Consider the following 21,433-nt stretch of genomic DNA (forward strand, 5'->3'; position numbering starts at 1 on the left):
TTCAGTTGTATCTTGATAACTGAATAACTGACTCATTACAGGTTGACTTCTTGCTGCTGATACAGGTAAAAATAATGACCTCTAGCAGCCATTAACTCTTGATGGCTTCCTTGTTCTTTTATCCTACCGTTATCCATAACGATAATTGTATCTGCATTACTAACAGTACTTAGACGGTGGGTGATAAAGAATACTGTGCTTCCCTTAAAGTCTTGAGCTAAATTCAGACAGACCTGTCGTTCTGTGGGGTAATCGAGAGCACTAGTTGCTTCGTCTAATACTAGTAATTTTGGACGTTGTAAAACCGATCGCGCGATCGCAATTCTTTGTCTTTGTCCCCCAGAAAGTGATGCACCTCGTTCGCCCACACGGGTATTGTAACCATTAGGTAATCCCATAATAAATTCGTGAGCAACAGCAATGCGAGCAGCTTCGATAATTTCTTCGGTGGTTGCTTCGGGATTAGTTAAGGCAATATTTTCTTGCACTGTCCCATCAAACAACAGGGGATCTTGCGGTACTACACCCAGTTGTCGCCGTAGGGAATACAGTTCTACTTTGGAAATATCATAACCATCGATGAGAATTCTGCCGGACTCGACATCATACAGTCTTAGCAGTAATTTCATCATCGTACTTTTACCCGATCCACTCTGACCCACAATGCCAACAAATTGTCCTGAGGGAATCTCGACACTAACACTCGAAAGTTGCAGTGGGCCGCTAGCTGCAAAGCGGAAGGAAACATTTTCATATTTGACTGCTCCCTTAATTGCAGGTAAGGGGATGTTGTCGCGATTAGTTTCTGCTTCTTCTGGGGTATCAACAATATCGCTTAACCGCTCTAACGATAAGGCAGTTTCTTGGAAGTTTTGCCACAGTTGAGCTAAGCGTAATATGGGGCTAGTTACATAGCCGGAGATAATTCTAAAGGCAATTAATTCCCCTAAGGTTAATTCGTTTTGCAGTACTAAATAAGCTCCTACCCACAACACTAATAAACTACTGAGTTTGTTGAGAAAGTTACTCGTAGAATTAGCTAGGGTAGAGGTGACAACTGTTTTAAACCCAGCAGCGACATACCTAGCATAACGCTCTTGCCAAGAAAAGCGCGATCGCAATTCGATGTTTTGTGCTTTTACTGTTTGAATCCCCGACATTACCTCAACTAAATAAGATTGAGTTTCGGAGTTACGTTCGGCTTTACTGCGTAACTGTCTGCTAACAGTGGGCGAAGCAATTAAGGTGATAATTACAAAGACGGGAATTGTCCCCAAACCCACCAATGTCAGTTGCCAACTGTAAAACAGCATCACGATGATATAAACCACCGAAAACACTGCATCTAATCCCACCGTTAAAGCCGTACCTGTAAGAAATTGGCGGATATTTTCTAATTCGTTAATCCGCGTCGATAATTCACCAACTGGTCGCTTTTCAAAATATCTTAGTGGTAAGCGGAGTAAGTGGTCGATAATTTCTGACCCCAAACTCATATCAATGCGGTTGGTAGTATCAACAAATAAGTATGTCCGCAATGTAGTCAGCACGGCTTCAAATATGCCGACTACTAATAGCAATATCCCCAAGACATTCAGGGTATTAATGCTATTTTGGACAATGACTTTATCAATAATTAGCTGAATGACTAAGGGATTGGCTAATGCGGCCAATTGTACAAAGAAGGAAGCGATAAAAACTTCTATAAGTACGCGACGGTGGCGTGATAAATAGGGAATAAACCACCGTAACCCAAACCGCTCTTGAGGTGTTTCTTTCGTGGCAGATACCAGCAATATCCGCACCTGAGGCGGCATTTTGCTTTCATCTACGTCCAAACCAGCGACTAATTCAGCTGGTTTGCAGCGCAAGATTCCTTGAGATGGCACGCCCACCACTACAGAATTGGCGTCGGCTGCATATAAAACCGCAAAGCTATCACCATAGCGAATCAATGCTGGTGTGGGAATTCGCGTAATAGCGCTGGCGGGAATATCTACTAAATGGGATTTGAGTCCAATTAACTCTGATAGGTAAGCACAAAGTTGAAATGAGAGAGTACCTTGTTTTCTCATTTGCTCTGTTAAGATGCGCCGCACGACTTCCCGACGAAAGGGAATGTTAAGGTGCTTGCAGATCATCTGAAAACAGGCAAATGTGGTATTTATCTCCCCTGTACCCCGGAAGAAGGGAAATTTTTGATTTTTTTGTTTACCCTTGGAGCCAACTGCTGGTTGGGAAACTTCTTCCACAGAGGCGTAGGGAATATCTACTGAGTCGAGTGAGTAGCGCGGTTGAGAATAAGAGCGAGATAGAGATTGAGATTGAGATTGGGATTGAGATTGAGAGTGAATTGTCGTGACTTGCTCTTGTACCGGCTCATCCTTGAGGAAGCTTAAATTTGCTGGATCTAAACCGAGTATACGGATGGCATTTGGCCCTTGGACTTCGATTTTTCCGCCATCAGTCAATTGCAAGCGCGAACCAGTAGCTAAATTATCAACTGAACCACTACCACTCACAAACCAAATACTTTCGTGATTGAGTTGATTTAATCGGGTTTTTCCGGGGGGAATGTAGTTTACTTTCGCCTTTGGTAAAGCTTGTTCTGAAAGCTCTTTGAGATTAGCACTGGCTAAGGCCTGCTTTTCTAATTGCCAACCAATGACATCAAATATCTCAATAATATGAGGGTGGTTTTTCCGGAGATTAGTAAAAGCTGGGTATGAAGACAACAGCCGTAAGTATTCAACCGTGCTTAAGGTGACGCATACTGTTTCTGTGGATGCGATCGCTGTTTCACAGGCTACTTGACGCAAAAAACCGATTTCGCCGAGAACTTCTCCTGGTTGCAATAACCTTAAAGTTATTGGCATTTGTGTTTGCGGATCGTATCCCAAAAGGCGTACTTGTCCTTCATAAATTATGGTGATGCGATCGGGAATTGCTTCTTTACCGATAATTTTTTGACCTATGCGATACCGCCACGCTTGTAGTTGTTGGGCGAGATTGACGATTTCCTCTTGGGGTAACTGGTCAAAACCTTCGATACTGGGAAGAAATTCTTCAAAGGCGTTCTTTATATAAGTCATGCACTCAAATTAATTACTTTAATATAGGTTTTACTTATTTTTTATTGGCTACTAAGCCCTAAGAAACATATCTCCTGGCATACTACACATTATGCAGGGTAAAAGTTACAATGTTTGCGAAGTTTTACTGAAAAAAGTTACTCTTGGTGTCATTTTGCTAGTTAATCGCCAAATTATATTTATTTATTGTTAAATATAATACTTAATAGAGATGGAATTTGCTATTTTTGTGATATCTAGGAACAGGTAATTTTTGATGCGCCAGGTCAATGCTGTATGTATGCGTAGATACTTCGTGGCTTGTCATGAGAAATTGCTGCGGCAAAATTCTTCTGTTTTTGTTTTGTGCAGCTTAAATTAAAGAAACTCCAGATTGCCTCTCAGTATTTCTGGAGCTTTCTGGAGTGATTACAGATGCTTAATACGAATCAATTTTTACTTGCTTAACGCCTAATGTCTTTAGGGTATATACCGAAATTGCTGAAGTTAGGTAACCGACAAGGGCGTAATGATTGTGACTATTAGTTAAGGATCAGCCCTTATGCTACTGACAACTGATAACTGACAACTGACAACTAACAACTAACAACTGACAACTGACAACTGACAACTGACAACTGACAACTGACAACTGACAACTAACCTACCCAAAATAAAACCTCGGCCCGATGCGGAAGCCGAGGATAAAGAAGAAAGCTCCGAGATACCCAAATGTCAGATTTTCTTCTGCGTTGTCGTTGTTCAAATATTCAGATTTCTTAGCTTTGTAAGCTTATATTAATATATTTAACATATTCTTCATAAAACGTCAATCATTTGAAGTTTTTGTAAAGCCAAACCCCCAATCATGGGCTGGGGGCTGTATTTGTTGCCATGCTAGTATGCCACCTGAGCTTTTATCGGGGCAGATTGCTGCTGGTGTAGGCATCCATTGCATATGCATAGGCCGGAGTGCGTTCAGCATAGTCGATATCTTGCCCTGTAATCGACTTGGCTAAGGTTTCAAAAGCATCTGAGCGCCAGTTACGCTCGTGGATGGGCTTGCTTTGCTCTCCCAAAAAATAAGCCAGAGTCCCGATAACTGAAGCTGCTACCCAACCGACAACCAATAATGCAACTAAGATAGTCATTTCAAACCTCTATGGAAATTTTGTAACTTTATGTAAATAAATATAACTTTATCGTTACAAATATTGCAATATGCAAACTAACGTGCTTACCGATAAGGAAAGTAGGGGAATCCACACCCAAGTAGTTGGCGATCGCAATTACATCTCGGTTGACATGCCACTAAATTTAAAGTTAAAAAAAGACAGGCATATGGCCTGTCTTTTGAACAAATGAATTAGCAAAAGAGTTTAGAAATTCATTTCAGCGGCTTGAACTTTCTCAACCTGCTTCTTCTTCAAGACGAGCATGATTTGAGCTAACATGACAAGCGCAATGAATGCAATCAACCATTTAACTCGACTAGCATCTTGCAATACAATCTCTGCGTCTCTTTGACCAAATCCACCAACATTAGGATTGTTAGTCAAAGCATCACCAGCTTTTACTGTTTGCCCTTCAGAAACAATCAATTCTGGGCCTAAAGGAATTGTATCAGTGACAACTTCACCAGATTCGGTTTGGGTGCTCACTATATATTTGACGTTACCGTCTCCATCTTCTTCTTTAGCAATCTTGGTAATTGTACCAGCCGCAGAAGCGTTATAAACGGAGTTGTTGCTCTTTTCACCAGTTGGGTAAACTTGTCCGCGTCCCCGGTTACCACCTACATGCACTGAATATTTACCGAAGTGGATATTTTTATCAGTTGCGGGGTTGGGGGAGAGAACTGGGAAGACAATTTCCTGATACTGTTCGCCAGGTAAAGGGCCAACGATGACGACGTTCTCTTTATCTTCGCTGTAAGTTTGGAAGTAAGTATCGCCAACTTCCTCTTTCAGTTCTTCAGGAATGCGGTCTTCGGGAGCAATTTTGAAGCCTTCGGGGAGCATCAATACAGCACCGACGTTTAAGCCGACTTTAGAACCATCAGCACCTACCTGCTGGACGCTGGTATCGTAGGGAATTTTCACCACAGCTTTAAACACAGTGTCAGGTAGAACTGATTGAGGAACTTCCACTTGTGTCGGCTTAGCAGCTAGGTGACAGTTGGCGCAAACAATTCGCCCAGTTGGTTCGCGGGGGGTTTCTGGATAGGTTTGCTGTGCCCAAAAAGGATAGGCAGCAGCAGATTGGGGCAGAGCTAAATCGCTGGTGAAGTAGAATGTCACTGTAGCGATCGCAATTAGCAATACTTTAACTATTGCTTTGGTGCTGCGAGTTAACCTCGCGATTATCGAAGCATTTCTCATCTCTATAAGGGCAACGATTCTCTCATGAATTAGTCATTGGTGAACCAGTGTGGTCTTGGGGGTTTCCCCCATGAACAACTGGTGAACCCGTAGGGTCATTAGTCATTAGTCATTAGTCAGTGGAAAGTCAACAACTGACCGCTGACCACTGACCACTGACAAGATAATTAAGCCCACCAAGGTTCTTCGCCTGTGCGGAAGTCGGTTTCAGTCCAAGGACTAACGACGACTTTATCGTCTTGTACGCTGGTATGAGCCAAAGCCAAAGACAGAGGTGCTGGGCCGCGGACGACTTTACCTGTGGCGTCATATTGGGAACCGTGACAAGGACATTTGAATTTGTTCTCCGCCACGTTCCAGGGGACAACACAACCTAAGTGGGTGCAGATGGCATTAATGCCGTAATCGCCTATGGCTTCTTTGCTTTCTACAACAAGATAAGTGGGGTCGCCCTTGAGTCCCTGAACTAGGGCGCGATCGCCTACATTATGGCTTGCTAGAAATTTGCTGACGCTCACATCGTTGCCCAGTTCATCTTTTGCTGTTGTACCGCCACCAGCGCCACCACTAGCGGGTGGAATAAAGTATTTGACTACCGGATACAATACTCCCAGAGCCACTCCAGTGACGGTGCCAAAAGTGAGCAGATTCATGAATTGACGACGCCCCATATCGGGCACGTCTGCTGATTCAGAAAATTGAGCCATAATCTACGCGCTCTTTGTGTATTTTGTTAAGCATTTTGATAAGAGTACTAGTAGGTGAGCAACTCTTATCTAAGTCCAAATGTTAATGCCCACAAAAATGCCATACTTCTCTGTTCCAAGATATTTCTAGCATCTTTTCTGTTAGCATTACATTTCTTTATATCCTTATCATACTTGAGTTACGGAACTTAACATCATAACTAAATGTAAATTCTAATTGAGGCAACGTATGACAGGACAGGAATTACGTCAACTGTTAGTTGAGAAATGGGGCTATTCCTACGATGTGCAGCTGCGGCGCTCCCAAGGGAAAATTTTTCTCCAAGTGATGTGGAAATATCTAGAGCAAGCCTCTTTTCCTTTGAGTGAAGACGAGTACCAGGCTCATCTAGATAGCATTGCCAATTATCTCCATGCTTTGGGGGGAGCTTCCCAGGTACAAACATTTATTACACAGACACGCGAGCGTCCCCGGTTAGGCAAAGCTGTGAGTATTCCCCTTGATTTAGGCGAGCGTAGCTCCGAATGGATATTATGACTTGATTTGGCAAAAATTGCACGCCCTTAGCTGCCGTTGGGTTCACCAAAACATCGATTCTGTTAGTTGCTCACCCCCTGCTTTCCGTCCTAGTAGAGAATGAGCGATCGCAAATCCGATAACTATGGGGACTGAACAAAAGTGAGCAATTCGCAATGCTTGCCAACTCCCAAATAGATTTACAATCCAAGGAAACTGTGCAGGTTTATACATTCCGATACCTGTAAATATTGCTATTAGCAATATAGGAATAATAGCTGTATATACAATGCGATGCCAAGCATAAATCAGCCGCCGAGAATTCTGACTTTTTTGTAATGCTTGGATATCGTTCGCACCCACAAATCTATGTCGCCAACGACGGGTAATTAATATATAAACTCCATACCACAATAAATTTACAGAAAATAACCACATGGCAAAAAAATGCCAGTGTCTACCTCCTGCTAGCCAACCTCCTAATGTAAATATGGGCGGAATATGTAAACCTGAACGTCCGCCAAAAACGGGATTGGCATTATAAATTTGTAGACCACTGGTAAGCATGATAAACAAGCTAATAATATTTCCTGTGTGGAAAATCTTCGCTCCAATAGCTTGCTTAGGTAACTTGCGTTTTTGATTGGGAATGGTCGAACTCATAGATATTTGCTCTAGCCGAAATTCTCTATTTCCTACCTCCAAAATAATTTCACAACTTGGCTCGAATTGCTATATCCTTAATTTTCAAGCAGACTTATTCGCAGCAGAACGTGAAGATTTTACGCCAGCCCAAATAGTCAGCGGTTGTCCCACAGATTTATATAACAAACTCTCAAGAATTAGCCCATTATTATTAGCTGTCACAGCTTGATTGATTTGCTTGAGAGACTCATAAAAGCCGTTATACCAGCCTTTATTAGAGTGGAGATTTCTTTGCACAAAATTAAATAGCTGACGAGTGTAAGCGGTGTTATACAGTACATGCCAACCAATAGCCGCTTTAGTACTCAAAAAGCGTAAATCATGGTATTTTTCATGATTTTCTGTAATTGTCGCCCAAGGTTCTTTATTGACAAATAAACAGCTGTAAACAAAGTAGGGAGGAAGATCTACATAGTCTGCTGCTAGGGCTGTTAATTGTTTTGTGGTGAGATAACGGGCTTCTTGGGCAGCTAAAATCCTATCGGCGTAAGCTTTCGGCACAGTTTGAAATCCGGTTTCAATCCCATCAAGAATATAGGGTTCGCTGAGAACGTAGTTATTAGCTCCCGAATTTTCGTGATTGCGCTCGTCGTAAGGTACACCTTTGCCGTAAAGGTTCACAAAGGCCACATGGGACTGATAATTTAATGCTTCTTTGACATACAGTCCCCAAAGTTTTAACCCGTAGGCAGCATAATTTTCATAGCCTAAGCGTCCTTCTTGATGGTACTGTTCTTTACCGTTAATGACAGTAGTACCATACAGTTGTCCGTCTTTGGTAAGGCGTTGTACTTGCCAATGCCGCCAAACAGCTTCGGTTTGGTGTTGAAACTGAGGATATTTCGTGCCTAAAATCTTCAGCCAAATCGCTAATCTGCCGATATCAATGGCTGACCAGCCAATTTCTTCTCGTTTCTCTAGTTGACCATAATTTATGGGTATGAGAGTTTGAGAATTGTAGACTTTGTTTGGTAGTTCGCCTTTATACAAAGCTAAAGACGCTAGAGTGTGCAACATTTTGCCGATTTTGACTTCAAATTCATAAGCTGATACAAATTTGAGTTCTCTAGCACTGATCAAAGCGGCGATCGCGACTGCTTGATCGGACATGGTTACAGAAGTTAAGCCATCGACCGAATTTATCAAGCCTGTTTGCTCATTCCAGTTCCGCTGGAAATACAACCAAGCTTGATGAGCGATCGCAGTTTCTTCTAGGGTTAACGATCCTGCTTGGGGCGCTATATAGGGAGTTTTACTGATAGTCGCCTGACTAGGACTAATAGGTGTACCTGGTAAGGTTAAGGATTGAGCATCAAGTGTGGCAATTGCTGGTGCTGTATTGCCCGTAGTATCAGAGTGAGATGTTGAGATTTCAGTTTTTAGCACAGTATCAGTACTATAAAGCTTGTTATATCAATAATTTAGACTAAAATCTGGATTGTAGGTGTAACTACCTCTCCTACTTAAGCCAAGCTATATTAAGCTTTTAGCTTCTAGATAGAAATCCTATGACATGATTTCCATAAAATATATGTATTCAATAATACTTTTTTGCCAATATCAGGAATTTCTTTGAGATTATAGAAGAAATTAATACACTTTAACAGCTAAAATTTCAACTGTAACTACCGAAGATGAAAAACTGTTGTCGCAGTTGCGATCGCCCAAGAAGCACAAGCTTGCTTAATGATTGTGACATATGGATTGTCGCCCAGGGTAGAAAACCCCCAACTCTACCAATGCGTCTCTGTGATTGTTTTAGTAAATGAATAGAAGTACTGAATTTGTAAAAAAATTTATACCTGAAAGACATTCCCAATTTGTACTGATGGGGTTTGGGAAGAATATCGATTAATGTCCAAGGAAATTTCTAGCGTTGTTCAACTCTACTAGCGATCGCTAATAGGCAATATACAATGTTCTGCGCGATCGCCAAAACACTGCTGATTTTTAGATCTAGTTATAGTTTGTTAAATCAAACATAGCAACTTTTAACTGGTAATCGTTGCAAATATTAGTACATCAGTATTAACTTGAATATAAGTGAAATGGAGTCCATCACGAAAAACCAGCATTTTATGAATGCAGCGATCGTTAATGTTTAACTTCCTGAAGCGTCAATCATTCATCTATCCCACATCTACATAGCGTAACTCTGCATTTTGAGTGACTTCCTCAACATTTTCCAAATATGTTTTAATTGCTTCTTTGATATTTTCTAAGGCCTCTTCTTCAGTTTCTCCCAAAGTCCAACATCCTGGTAAAGCGGGACACCAAATCGCATATCCTGTTTTTGTTTTGTTTAATTTGACTTTGTAACGCATATATATATAACCGCTTTTGTTTGTTATTCTAACTTCTTAAATTAAACAAAAATCGCTCGTGTGATACTGCACAAACTGGAACTAGTCATTGCCAGTAAGGAATTTGAGGATATAGTGACATAAATATTATTCTTTAACAGAAAAATGTATTAAGGTTGACAATTTCACGGCAATTTTGCGAAATTATCAACGCCAAATTCCTTTTTTCATGTTTACCTGCAACATGACCAATAATGATGAATAAATTGCTATTAGCACGATAGTGTCAACAACTGTCAACCAGAGAAGGATTCTGTATCTATAGCGATAGTTTAACTAGTTGAAAAGCAGAAATTTGGCTTCAAGCCCGTCTAATATCAAAGCTACTTGAGAGTGAAATATTATCAGTAGCTTTCCCCCTAGGATAATAATTATTACAATAAAAGCACATACCTGAATCTGGAGTGCTAGCAGTGGGTTTATTTGATGATTTAAGCCGATTTCTGGAAAACCGTTTAGAAGAATTCTTGCGTAATAATCCCCATTTGGAATTAGAAGCGCTGTTAGAACAGCTGCGGGAGCAAGAGGAAGATACTTTAAAGCTGGTTGCAGATTTACAATTACAAGAGAAGCGATCGCAAGAAGATATTCTGTCTACAGCGCAAGAAATTCAGCGTTGGCACATCCGTGTTCAAAAGGCTAAAGCTGCTGGTAGAGATGATTTAGCCCTCGCAGCCCAAGAACGAGAAGCCGCCCTCTTGCGCGAAGGTAATCAGCGTTGGGGACACATGCAGGGATTAAAAGAACGCATTAACCAATCTCAAGAATTACTGCAAAAAATTCAGGTGCGGCGACAAGAGGTACAAGCCAAAGCTGCTGCTGCACAGCAAGCGCGTGTCAAAGCACAAGCTCAACAGCGTTTAGAAACTGATGGTTGGTCAAATGCATCTAGTAATTATTCGGATAGCTTTGACGACTTAGAAGAAAAGTTTCGGCGTTGGGAAACAGAAGATGAGTTAGAACAAATGAAACGCAATTTGGGCAAAAAATAATTTATAATTCGTCATTCGCAATTTAAATATTTTGCCATACTCAACTTCTACATATCGGCACGTTAATTTGCTGTACTCTTGCTTACCTTGTTAGGCAGTAATTAATTAGGAATTATGAATTGTTGATTACAGCATTTTTCAGCTAAATGAAGTACAAAGGTGGGGGCACAACAATGTTGTGCCCTGATGGTTTAACAAGTGACAATTTGCTATCTATTTGCTAGATTTTTTGGATGATTTAGCTTATAAGCATCCCAAATTTTAATTCTAAAAGTGAATTATTGAAATTTTATTTAATTTCTCAAGTTGGCTTTAATTTATTGTTAAATTTAAGTTAATAAGACTATCAGCCCTGATTGGGTATTTTTTATCTCTTCGTCTCCCTTTCCTTCGCTCTGGTTGTTGAGGGAAGCTGAGACGCTGCCTTGTTATTTGCAATTGCCGCAGTATTACCTAGACTTGCCAAATCATCACTGAGGCATGGAACATAGTATACCTCTAGATATTTTATCTAGCCTGCAAAAATTATTTGTTGGCTATATCCCAGCAGCTATTTTAGGTGGTTTTATTGGTTACTTAATCAGTTTAAATAACCCCATCTATCAGCTAAGTAAGCGGATATTTCAAATACCTCATAGTATCCCGCCTATAGCGTTGCTACCAATTTCTCTCATCTTATTTCCAGATAGTGAAGTTGCATCTGTAATGGTAATTTTCATTGGCACTCTCTGGACAATGATTTTGAATACGGCGATAGGAATGGGGCATTTTTACAGACAGAATAAAAGCTTTCGTGCAGCCATATTCCATACATTTCATGCGTTGAAAGTCAGCATTTGGGTAGCCTGGTTTACAGTCATTGCTATAGAAATGCTCATCGGCCCAAAAGGACTGGGTTTACTAGCCTGGGATGCTTATAAAGCTGGCAGTATTAATTACTTAATCCAGGCAATAATTTATATTGGTGTGATTGGCTGTTTACTAGATCAGTTTTTAGATTTCAGTACCTATCTTTTGGTACAAATGGTTTCTGGGAGTAAGAAATCTAGTTAATTAGATTTAATTTAGATTGCGTTCCCCGCAGGGGTTGCCGCAGGCATCGCAGCATCCACACCAAAAATACTTAATATTTGCTCAACTGGGGGAATTAAATTCTCTTTTACCTTTAAGACATAGAGTTTTTTCTTCACAAATGTTTAAATTTTGGATTTTGAATTTTCCATCCAAAATCCAAAATTTAAACTCTAAACTTCGGTGAAATTACGCCGGATAAATCCTTAAGCGGCGATTTGGTTCTTCACCAAAGCTATGGGACTTAAGCCGATAATGTTCTACCAACTCATGCTGCATTTTGCGGACTTGGGGAGAACGGGGTAATAACTCCACTGGTTGTCCTTTAGGAATAACTATCTGCTCTACAGCAAGTCTAGCTTCTTCCAGGGCGTCCATTTCGTCATCGCTACCACTGTGTAAAAACAGTTGCAGTTCTTGCTCGTCAGTGATTTCAGGCTCGTCAATGTTCAGCAATCGCCGCAAACCACGAGTAATTTGTGGTATGGTACTGGACTTAATCATGTGAATGGGTACATGACGGGCTTTAGCCATTTGCCTTAATTTGGCATGGTTTTTGACATGCGATCGCAGTGCCAAAATTGCATCCGCACTATCGATGTCTTTTGTCAATACCACGGGCAAAGATAGCACGCTAATTACCTGCTCTAATTGGTGACGGCTAACGCCATAGGGGTAAACGTGCAGTGGTAAATCTTCGCCATTGGGGCCTGGTTTTTTGCCAACACTAAAATCAATGGTGTCGGTGTAATTAAAGGACTCATCCAGCAAGCGGTCAAATTCACTGCGTCCAGTGACTCTCTCCCGTTCTATAGATGGGGGTGGTAAGGCTACCATCTGTCCAGATGAACGCCAACCGTTAGATTGGCGAGAACCCGCAAATGAGTCTTCCCCACCTGCTTGATTTGCCGCACCGCGACCGTTGACTACTGAAAGTTGGCGGGTAATGGACACTTTGCCATTTTCATCAACAGTTCTGGTTTGTGGGCTGGGTTGGCGACCCCGCAGTAGAGTATCTACCGTGTCTGCAACGCTTTCGTGTACTACCCAGCGTTGCCGTTCTAACATTTCCACAGCAATCTCAAAGGTGGGAGGGGCTTTGCGTTCCAAAACAGTCTTTTGACTGCCCCGGCGTCTCGCTTCGTCATCTCCTAAGGTCACCGCTTGGATACCCCCCACCAAATCTGACAGGGTGGGGTTTTTAATCAGGTTTTCTATCTGGTTACCATGGGCAGTACCTACCAGCTGGACGCCACGTTCGGCAATGGTACGAGCTGCCAAAGCTTCCAATTCTGTGCCAATTTCATCAATGACGATGACTTCTGGCATATGATTTTCCACAGCTTCAATCATCACTTGATGCTGAAGCTCTGGATGAGCAACTTGCATTCTTCTGGCGCGACCAATTGCAGGGTGGGCAACATCGCCATCTCCAGCGATTTCATTGGAGGTGTCGATAATTACCACGCGCTTATTGAGTTCATCGGCTAAAACCCGGGCAATTTCCCGTAAGGCAGTAGTTTTACCGACTCCTGGCCGCCCCAGCATCAGAATCGATCTACCAGTTTCTACCAAATCGCGAATCATGCCAATGGTGCCGAATACCGCCCGCCCGACACGACAGGTTAAGCCAATAATCTTACCCGTGCGGTTGCGAATGGCGCTAATCCGGTGCAAAGTTTGCTCAATTCCTGCCCGATTATCTCCGCCAAAGGTTCCAACTCGCTGAATGCAGTCATCTATCTGTTCTTGAGTGACAGGCTTTTCGCTCAGATACTCAGCTTGATTAGGAAAGCGAGCCTCTGGGCGACGGCCCAGATCCAAGACCACTTCTACTAAATAGTCTCTTTTAGGATGATCCTCTAGTATTTGTCGTAGGTCTTGGGGCAAAATGTCTAACAACTTTTGGAGATCGTCTGTAATCGTCATGCTTTCTATGGTGACGTTTTGCGAGATAACGAACGAGCGATTAGCGCTCCTGTTGTGACTTGAGCTGGGAAACGAGAGAATGGGCAAGCTCTACAGCCTGCCAGAGTAATATATCGTCTTCTTCCAGGCGGGTAGTCGCCTTAACACTGGTTTTACTCACCTCCTGAGTTTCTAACTGTGCCAAAATTGGCGACAGCAGTACACGGGCGTAGCTACCGTAGGCTACTCCGGCAATCGCAGACGAGGAGAGTGGGAGACGCTCTGACGCGGTGAGGGAGTTAGAGAAAATATTCCCCGCGTCTTTGTTTCCGCGTCTCCCCTTGTCCTCTTCCCCTGCTCTCTTGAGCATTCCCATTGCCTTTAACTTGGCAACGGTATAGCTATTGGTGCCGCCTGCTAACTGCACATATCCGGGTAACTGTGCTGCCAAAACTTTTTGTCCTAATTTCACTGCTGCTAAAGTGGTGCCATCGCCAATATCTCCACTCATGGGACGGCCGTCTGTCTGCCAAATTAAAGCATGGGGACGGGGGTGCATTAGGTCATATAGTGCTTGAAGGTAATCTATCATTCCTTCGCCGTCGGGACAGCTGATCGCTACTAACTTTAATTTATCTATCCACGGTGAAATTGCTTGCCATAGTCGCTGAAATTCTGTAAATCGCCCTACCTGTGTATGAATCTCGACAGCATCTACTCCTGTTGACATTACCAATGGTGCGATCGCTCCCGGCGTTGACATGTATGAGCTTGTATAAATTATATCATATGGACAAATTGGTATGCAACGACCACAGCCGTAACACTTTTGTTCTACCACACCTGAGTAGTTATCTTTTATACTGTCAAACACAATTGCTTGTGCGGGACAAATCCGTTCACAGGGGCGAGGACAGTCTGGCGGACAATCAGTTGGGTTAAACTCGGCTTTACGAAAATGAGGGTCTTCACCATCATTCAGGCTGACCATCAAAAATGGTAAATTCCCTTTAAAGGCAAAGCCGCGTTGCTGAGCATCAACAGCTAGATTCCTGGCTACTGCGAGCGCTTCTTGAGCGGCGGTAATCACCGCTGGATCAGCTGCGACATCTATACAGTCAGCGCCCGCCAAAGTGTAGGCTAATGTTAAACTTCTGACCGCAGGGAGATGCTGGAAACTGGCTCCACAGATGAGCTTGAACCAGTGACCTTGTTTGAGGGATTGTAAAGGGGTAAACAGATCAGTCACATCTCTATTATGCTTTTCTGAGACTGAAAAATGTAGTCTCTTATAGAGAAAAAATCCCGATTTCCTCATTTTTACTTCTGAGGGGTTTTACTTATCAATAGCAAATTTGCCTTTCAACCCCTGCTAGATATAGATTTCAGCTTTACTTAAGTATGTTTTATGCTTTTGGTTTTGGTTACAGAAATTAAACAGCGGGTATCAAAAATTCAGAATTTAGAACATACAGCGAGGATTTTAATTTAATACATCTAAGCAGATTGTGATGTGTTTAAATGAGATGCCAGACTTGAAGACTCAGCTGGAATACTCAGGTTGTTCGAGGGGAATTTCCAGTAAGAACTCTGCACCTTGTCCTGGGGATGAAGCACAAGTTATCTGTCCTCGATGTTTTTGCACCACAATTTGATAGCTAATGGATAATCCTAGCCCGCTGCCTTTGCCTACGGGTTTTGTGGTAAAAAATGGATCGAATAACCGCGATCGCAATGACTCTTCGATACCAGGGCCATTATCCGCGATCGCAATCTTGACTGTCTTTATTTGTGTTAGCTGTGTATGAATTTGAATTTGTGGCTTTTCTTGACTCACCGATCCATCCAAAGCATCGATGGCATTATTTAATAAATGCATAAATACTTGGTTAAGTTCGCTAGGATAACAACTAACTAAAGGCAAATTTTCGTAATCTTGAATAATTGCAATAGCTGGACGATTTGCTGTTTCCCGCAGTCGATGTTGCAGCATCAGTAAAGCACTATCAATACCTTCATGAATATTCACCTGCTTCATCACAGCTTCGTCGTGTCTGGAAAAATTTTGTAATGCGAGAACTATATCTGTGATTCGCTCTGCACCTCTATGCATAGCACCCATGAGAGTTTGCAGATCCTTGGTTACATAATTTAAATCTAAATCTTTGAGAATTTTTTCAATTTTATGATTTGGTTGGGGATATTCTTGTTGATAAGTACTAATAATATTTATTAAATCTTGTATATATTGATTAGCATATTGCAAATTCCCATAGATAAAACTGATGGGATTATTCACCTCATGGGCAATTCCCGCGACTAATTGCCCTAATGCTACCATTTTTTCATTTTGAATTTGTTGAACTTGCGCGGCTTGCAAATTAGCTAGCGCCTGTTCGAGTAAGATATTTTTTTCTTGCAGTTTAAGTTGAAACAACCGCAAATTAATTTGATTCTCGATCCGTAAAATAACTTCCGCACCATGAAACGGTTTAGTAATATAGTCAGCACCACCTACATCAAAGGCTTTAACTTTATCTAAAACATCATCTAAAGCACTAATAAAAATTACTGGCACTTCCGCAGTAATTTTGTCACTTTTTAATTGTTGACAAACTTGATAGCCATCCATTTCTGGCATATTAATATCAAGTAAAATTACATCTGGTAAAACTACGTGACAAGCAGTCAGAGCCATTTTTCCATTTAAAGCTTTGCGCACTTCATAGCCTTGTGCTGTTAACATAGCTGATAGAAGACGCAAGTTATTGGGGGTATCATCTACCACCAAAACATTTCCTTTATGATGATTGTGGTTATTTAAATTCATTGGTCATTTGTCATTGATCATTTGTCATTGGTCATTGGACAATATTTATGAATTATAAGTCATAGAAGATTGCTCAACTATATTTATACAAATGACTAATGACAACTGACAAATGACAACCAAGAAAATAATTACCATTGAGGCGCGGTTGTAAGTAAATTCAGAACTGATTGCTGTTCTATAGGTCGAGAAAATAGAAAGCCTTGCGCAAATTCACAGTTTAAACTTCTCAATTGAGCTAACTGTTCAGTAGTTTCCACACCTTCGGCGATCGCGCGCATACCCATTGAGTCAGCAATGTTAATCATGGCGGGTACTAAACCCATATCTTCTTGGTTTTCTTGCATCCTTTTGACGAAAGATTTGTCTATTTTTAACGCATTTAAAGGAAAACTATGCAAATAACTTAAAGAAGAATAACCCGTACCAAAATCATCCATGACTAACTTAATCCGCCGCTCTTTTAATTGTTGGAGAATTGTTTTCACGGCATGACTATTTTCCATAATTACAGTTTCTGTAATTTCCAGTTCTAAATTTTCGGGATTTACTTGAGTTTCATAGAGAATTTCATCAATCTGTGCCATTAAATTTGGTTGAGAAAATAAGCGCGCGCTCAAATTTACGCTAATAGTCAGGCTGTCGGGAATGGCTGGGTGATGTTGCCATAAACGTAATTGTTGACAAGCTGACTGTAATACCCAGGTGTTAATCGAATTAATTAATCCGGTTTCTTCCGCTACGGGGATAAATTCTGCGGGGAGAATTAAACCGCGAATGGGATGTTGCCAACGCACTAAAGCTTCAAAGCCAGCAATTTTACCTGTAAGTAAAGAAACAATTGGTTGATAATAAACAATAAATTCTTGGCGTGCAACAGCGCGGCGCAGATCGTTTTCAATCTCTAATAGCTGGATTGCTTCTTGATACATGATCGGATCGAAAACATGATACCTAGCTCTACCTAAAGCCTTAGCGCGATACATTGCTGTATCAGCATCCCGCAACAAATATTCTGGGCGATCGTAATCTTTATTTCCCCAAGCAATGCCAATACTGGCATTCATAAATACCTCATATCTGGTAAGTTTAAAGGGGAGCGAAAGCTGCTGCAACAGACGCTCCGCTACTTCAATTACCATATTGATATCTGTGGGGTTTTCTAACAAAATACCAAATTCATCTCCACCTAATCTGGCGAGGGTATCCATTGGTGTTAAAGTTGATTGCAGACGATGAGCAATAGCTAAGAGTAATTCATCGCCTACTAAATGGCCTAAAGAATCATTGACAACTTTAAAGCGATCGCAATCTAAATACAGAATGGCGAATTGATAGCTAGATTCTTGCTTAGCACGATTGAGAGCATTTTCAATTCTCCTGATAAATAATACTCTATTGGCTAACCCAGTCAGGGAATCATGTAATGCTAAATCTAGTAATTTACTTTGCAGTTGTTGGCGAGAATTAATTTCTCCCTGAAGTTTTTGCAGCGCTTTTTCTAGTTCCCAAGTGCGCTGTTTCACCCTTTGTTCGAGTTCAACATTCAACTTAATCACTTCTAATTGTGCTGCTCTCAGTGCCAGTTGATTTTGCACCCGAATTAAGACTTCTTGCAATTCAAAAGGTTTGGTAATGTAGTCTACACCCCCTACCTTAAAAGCCTTGATTTTATCAAAGACATCATCTAGGGCACTAATAAAAATTACCGGAATATTCGCCGTCAAATCCCAAGCCTTAAACCGTTGACAGACTTCGTAGCCATCAACTTCCGGCATCATAATGTCCAGTAAAATCAAATCTGGTAATACTGTTTGACAAGCAGTCAAAGCCATTTGCCAGTTTAAAGCTTTGCGAACGTTATACCCTTCTCTAGTTAGCAGTGACGATAAAACTCGCAGGTTATCTGCCATATCGTCAATGAGCAATATATCTTTTTTTTCTGGTTCTAACCGTTCGTAGTTCATTCTGCTTTTATTCTAGTCAGTTCCATAATTTTTTCAAACTGATAGTTGTGTGCTAATTGTCCCAAAAGCCGGAAGATTTGGCTTTGTTCTGGGGGTAATTGGGCAAGCAACTCTAAAATCATGTCATCGCTACAGCTAGCTGCGGCATGACGTATATTTCTTAACCAAGGCTGAGGCATCTGCGATAAGTGCCAGATGAGTTCAGCTTCACTGGGAAATATGTCTGTTTCTTGACTAGCAGCTGGATTTACAGTCTCTACTGGGCTGACATATTTTACACCCAGATGTTCGCTGATTTTTTCTAGTAATACTTCTTGAGTAAATGGTTTGCGAATAAAATCGTCGCATCCAATTGACAAAATTTTCTGTCTTTCTTCCTCAAAAGCACTGGCAGTTAAGGCAATAATAATAGGTACATGGCTAGTTTCCCTACTGGTAGATACTGGAATTGTTAATAATTGGTCAGTCAGCTGGGTAGCAACGTTGCCTATTTTTGGTGTTTGGCGATGAGATGGTAAGTTTTTTTCTTTGTACCCCATTTGGATTTGTTTTTTAATCGCTTTTGTGGCTTCGTAGCCGTCCATAATCGGCATTCGCATATCCATAAAAATTAGATGTGGTTGCCATTCTAAGGATTGGGCGATCGCTTCTTGGCCATTAGTCGCTTCCTGGACAATAAAGCCAATGGCTGTCAGCATTTTCACTAACACCAGCCGACTTTCTTTCACATCGTCAACTACTAAGATGCGGTATTCACCTTGATTTGGTGCTAAACCAACAACTTGATATTTATGTTGCTGACTTTGAATTTCGCTAGCAACCGCTGGGCTAATTTGAATATCAAATGTAAATTTACTACCCTCACCCGGATTACTAGTAACAGTAATATCTCCACCCATCATTTGGATGTATTTGCGGCTAATGGTTAAGCCTAGTCCGGTTCCCTGTTGGGATTGTCTCCCAGTTTCGGTTTGTCCAAAAGCTTCAAACAACAGGTGAAGTTCTTGAGGATCAATCCCCGGGCCTGTATCTTCAACTTCAAAGTAAAGGCGGGGATCGACATCTGCCAGTGATCCGCCACTCACTCTCACAATCACGTTACCTTTATGAGTAAACTTGATAGCATTGCCCAAAAGATTTAATAAAATTTGGCGTAGTTTGCTTTCATCTGTTTGCACATATTGGGGAAGATTGGCTGCATATTCAAAAACTAGTTGTAAATCTTTAGCCGCAGCCCGAAGAGCAAACATTTCTTCTAAGCTGGTCAATAGTCGAATTAAGTCAAAGCTTTTGATATTCAAGCTAGTTTTGCCGGCTTCGATTTTCGACATTTCTAGAATGTCATTGATTAAATTTAAAAGATGTTCGCCAGCGCGATTGATAATTGCCAAATTCTCTTTATTTTCCGAAGATAAAGAATTGTCATTATTCATGACCTGGGTAAACCCTAAAATGGCATTGAGTGGAGTCCGCAACTCATGACTCATATTCGCCAGAAATTTACTTTTGGCGCGGTTTGCCCGTTCCGCCGCTAATCTACCCCTGGCGGCGATTTTTTGCGATTGAATCAGTTGTTTTTGGGTTGTTTGTAGTTGTTGAATAACTTTGAGAAGTTCTTGGGTACGTTTTCTGACTTGTGATTCTAATAGGCGATTGTATTGGGTGAGGACTTTGTCTGTTTTTTGCGGTTGACTAACTTCAGGTAAATTATTTGCCTGGGCATTAATATTGCTGATTTCGTCATAGATAGGCATTTTCAAAGCTTCAATGAGAATTGTTTTTTCTGGATGGCGTACTCCTATTTCTTTGACTCTAAAACTTTGTCCTGGTAAAGCTTTAGCTCCTGGTAATCCATATTTAAAAACAAACTGCTTTTTATCTAAATCGCGGTATTTTGACTCGTTACTGTTTAGGTAATTTTGCTCAAATGCTGCTAAGGTTTCATGAGAAATGTTAGGGAATACTTGAGTAAAAATCTGCTGATTTAGGTGATTAATATCATCATGATTACCTGGCTGATTCTTCAGAGTTCCATCTGTTGGCATAGCAGTTAAAAATTTAGATGGTTGACACTGATTCACAGATAAAATTCTATTGAATGCTGTATGTGTGGCGGGTAAACTTGTAGCAATTTTTTGCAGGTTATTCTCTCGGTGATTTAGTGAAATCGCAAATTTATTCAGTTCTTCGGTAGGCGGTAATTCTGCGTTCTCTTCCGCCTTGTTTGTAGTCGTCTTCTTTGATTTATTGAATTGCATAATTAGCTTAAGCGTCCACCAGGTAATCAGAATCCCAAATTGGGCAACTATTAAAAAGGCAACTAGGGATAATAAGTTAGTAATGTTGTTAGGGTGAAGTTGTTTGGACAAGTTGGCTTTGGTAATGAACCCCAAAATCAACCAATCAATCCCCAATCGATCGCGATTTTTAAATTGCTGAAAATCGGGGCGATTTCCTAGGTTATTTGTCACGTAAACGTAAAGTTTACTCATACCCTGGTTAGGAGAAACTGCTTGTATCAACAAGCCCCGTTCTAAGCGTTCGAGTCTCATCAATTCCCCTTTGGGGTTGGCAAAATTGCGATCGCTACTTGAGAAAACTTGCATTTGCTTCCACAGGTAATTTCTCTTGGCTTGCAAGTCAGAAAAGTTGAGTAAACCTAGTTGATCGATTGACCCAGAAGTGGTGAAGTATTTACCAAGATATTTGTCGATGCGATCGCAGATTTCACTTTCTAACTGAATCGCTAAATCTTTAACAGCTTGTTGTGCATTGTGAACTGAAAGATAGCCAACAAGCCCTACAGTTCCACAAAATTGCAATACAACAGGCACAATTACAACATATTTGCGGGGCATCATATTTATATAAGTTTTCTCAACTAAACGGTTGAGACATTTGACAGACTGAAGTTTAGATAA

Annotated in this window: 16 protein-coding genes; 3 read left to right on the top strand and 13 right to left on the bottom strand. The window is 41.2% G+C overall.

The features are described from left to right. Nucleotides 1-35: 35 nt before the first annotated feature. The 4 genes from H6G41_RS00080 to petC form a co-directional block, all read right to left on the bottom strand. A complete protein-coding gene (locus H6G41_RS00080) occupies nucleotides 36-3,092 on the bottom strand; it encodes a peptidase domain-containing ABC transporter (RefSeq protein WP_190742448.1) in 3,057 nt (1,018 codons plus the stop codon). Nucleotides 3,093-3,988: 896 nt separating this feature from the next. Continuing rightward, nucleotides 3,989-4,222, bottom strand: coding sequence for a photosystem II protein, Psb35-related (locus H6G41_RS00085; RefSeq protein WP_190742450.1), 234 nt, complete (start codon nucleotides 4,220-4,222; stop codon nucleotides 3,989-3,991). A 228-nt stretch (nucleotides 4,223-4,450) separates the two neighbouring features. Then, entirely contained in the window at nucleotides 4,451-5,452 is a 1,002-nt protein-coding gene (gene petA, locus H6G41_RS00090) for a cytochrome f (protein WP_190742451.1), read from the bottom strand. Nucleotides 5,453-5,619: 167 nt separating this feature from the next. Further along, nucleotides 5,620-6,159 carry a cytochrome b6-f complex iron-sulfur subunit gene (gene petC, locus H6G41_RS00095; protein WP_190742453.1) on the bottom strand — a complete coding sequence of 180 codons (540 nt, stop codon included), beginning with the start codon at nucleotides 6,157-6,159 and terminating at the stop codon, nucleotides 5,620-5,622. A gap of 229 nt (nucleotides 6,160-6,388) precedes the next feature. Here petC and H6G41_RS00100 point away from each other — a divergent pair, with 229 nt between their 5' ends. Further along, on the top strand, nucleotides 6,389-6,697 hold the full coding sequence (locus H6G41_RS00100) for a DUF3067 family protein (RefSeq protein ID WP_190742456.1): 309 nt from the start codon (nucleotides 6,389-6,391) through the stop codon (nucleotides 6,695-6,697). Between the two features lie 42 nt (nucleotides 6,698-6,739). Here the strand turns inward: H6G41_RS00100 and H6G41_RS00105 are convergent, their stop codons facing one another. The 3 genes from H6G41_RS00105 to H6G41_RS00115 all read right to left on the bottom strand — a co-directional run bounded on the left by H6G41_RS00105 (nucleotide 6,740) and on the right by H6G41_RS00115 (nucleotide 9,705). Further along, nucleotides 6,740-7,339: a cytochrome b/b6 domain-containing protein gene (locus H6G41_RS00105; RefSeq protein ID WP_190742458.1), complete on the bottom strand. Its 600-nt coding sequence runs from the start codon at nucleotides 7,337-7,339 to the stop codon at nucleotides 6,740-6,742. Nucleotides 7,340-7,423: 84 nt separating this feature from the next. Next, nucleotides 7,424-8,767: a DUF3131 domain-containing protein gene (locus tag H6G41_RS00110; RefSeq protein WP_190742459.1), complete on the bottom strand. Its 1,344-nt coding sequence runs from the start codon at nucleotides 8,765-8,767 to the stop codon at nucleotides 7,424-7,426. Nucleotides 8,768-9,510: 743 nt separating this feature from the next. After that, nucleotides 9,511-9,705 carry a type II toxin-antitoxin system HicB family antitoxin gene (locus H6G41_RS00115; RefSeq protein ID WP_190742461.1) on the bottom strand — a complete coding sequence of 65 codons (195 nt, stop codon included), beginning with the start codon at nucleotides 9,703-9,705 and terminating at the stop codon, nucleotides 9,511-9,513. 452 nt (nucleotides 9,706-10,157) lie between these two features. On the opposite strand from H6G41_RS00115, the gene H6G41_RS00120 reads away from it, so the two are divergent. Both H6G41_RS00120 and H6G41_RS00125 read left to right on the top strand, forming a co-directional pair. Continuing rightward, entirely contained in the window at nucleotides 10,158-10,736 is a 579-nt protein-coding gene (locus H6G41_RS00120; protein ID WP_190742462.1) for a TIGR04376 family protein, read from the top strand. Between the two features lie 480 nt (nucleotides 10,737-11,216). Beyond that, on the top strand, nucleotides 11,217-11,789 hold the full coding sequence (locus tag H6G41_RS00125; protein WP_190742464.1) for a nitrate transporter: 573 nt from the start codon (nucleotides 11,217-11,219) through the stop codon (nucleotides 11,787-11,789). Between the two features lie 11 nt (nucleotides 11,790-11,800). On the opposite strand, the gene H6G41_RS35570 is transcribed toward H6G41_RS00125, so the two are convergent. The 6 genes from H6G41_RS35570 to H6G41_RS00150 all read right to left on the bottom strand — a co-directional run bounded on the left by H6G41_RS35570 (nucleotide 11,801) and on the right by H6G41_RS00150 (nucleotide 21,373). Further along, nucleotides 11,801-11,926 carry a hypothetical protein gene (locus tag H6G41_RS35570; RefSeq protein ID WP_277877966.1) on the bottom strand — a complete coding sequence of 42 codons (126 nt, stop codon included), beginning with the start codon at nucleotides 11,924-11,926 and terminating at the stop codon, nucleotides 11,801-11,803. A 70-nt stretch (nucleotides 11,927-11,996) separates the two neighbouring features. Then, nucleotides 11,997-13,736 (bottom strand): R3H domain-containing nucleic acid-binding protein, encoded by a 1,740-nt coding sequence (locus tag H6G41_RS00130; protein WP_190742466.1) that lies wholly within the window; start codon nucleotides 13,734-13,736, stop codon nucleotides 11,997-11,999. A 40-nt stretch (nucleotides 13,737-13,776) separates the two neighbouring features. Beyond that, complete coding sequence (gene ldpA / locus H6G41_RS00135; RefSeq protein ID WP_190742469.1) at nucleotides 13,777-14,964, bottom strand: circadian clock protein LdpA; 1,188 nt, start codon at nucleotides 14,962-14,964, stop codon at nucleotides 13,777-13,779. Between the two features lie 294 nt (nucleotides 14,965-15,258). Then, nucleotides 15,259-16,545, bottom strand: coding sequence for a response regulator (locus H6G41_RS00140; protein ID WP_190742471.1), 1,287 nt, complete (start codon nucleotides 16,543-16,545; stop codon nucleotides 15,259-15,261). 131 nt (nucleotides 16,546-16,676) lie between these two features. Next, nucleotides 16,677-18,512, bottom strand: a complete 1,836-nt coding sequence (locus H6G41_RS00145; protein ID WP_190742473.1) for a GGDEF domain-containing response regulator — start codon at nucleotides 18,510-18,512, stop codon at nucleotides 16,677-16,679. Beyond that, nucleotides 18,509-21,373: an ATP-binding protein gene (locus H6G41_RS00150; protein ID WP_242037765.1), complete on the bottom strand. Its 2,865-nt coding sequence runs from the start codon at nucleotides 21,371-21,373 to the stop codon at nucleotides 18,509-18,511. Before H6G41_RS00150 ends, H6G41_RS00145 begins: the two co-directional genes overlap by 4 nt. Between the last annotated feature and the right edge of the window lie 60 nt (nucleotides 21,374-21,433).

The sequence above is a fragment of the Tolypothrix sp. FACHB-123 genome (assembly GCF_014697075.1).
GTDB lineage: Bacteria > Cyanobacteriota > Cyanobacteriia > Cyanobacteriales > Nostocaceae > Aulosira.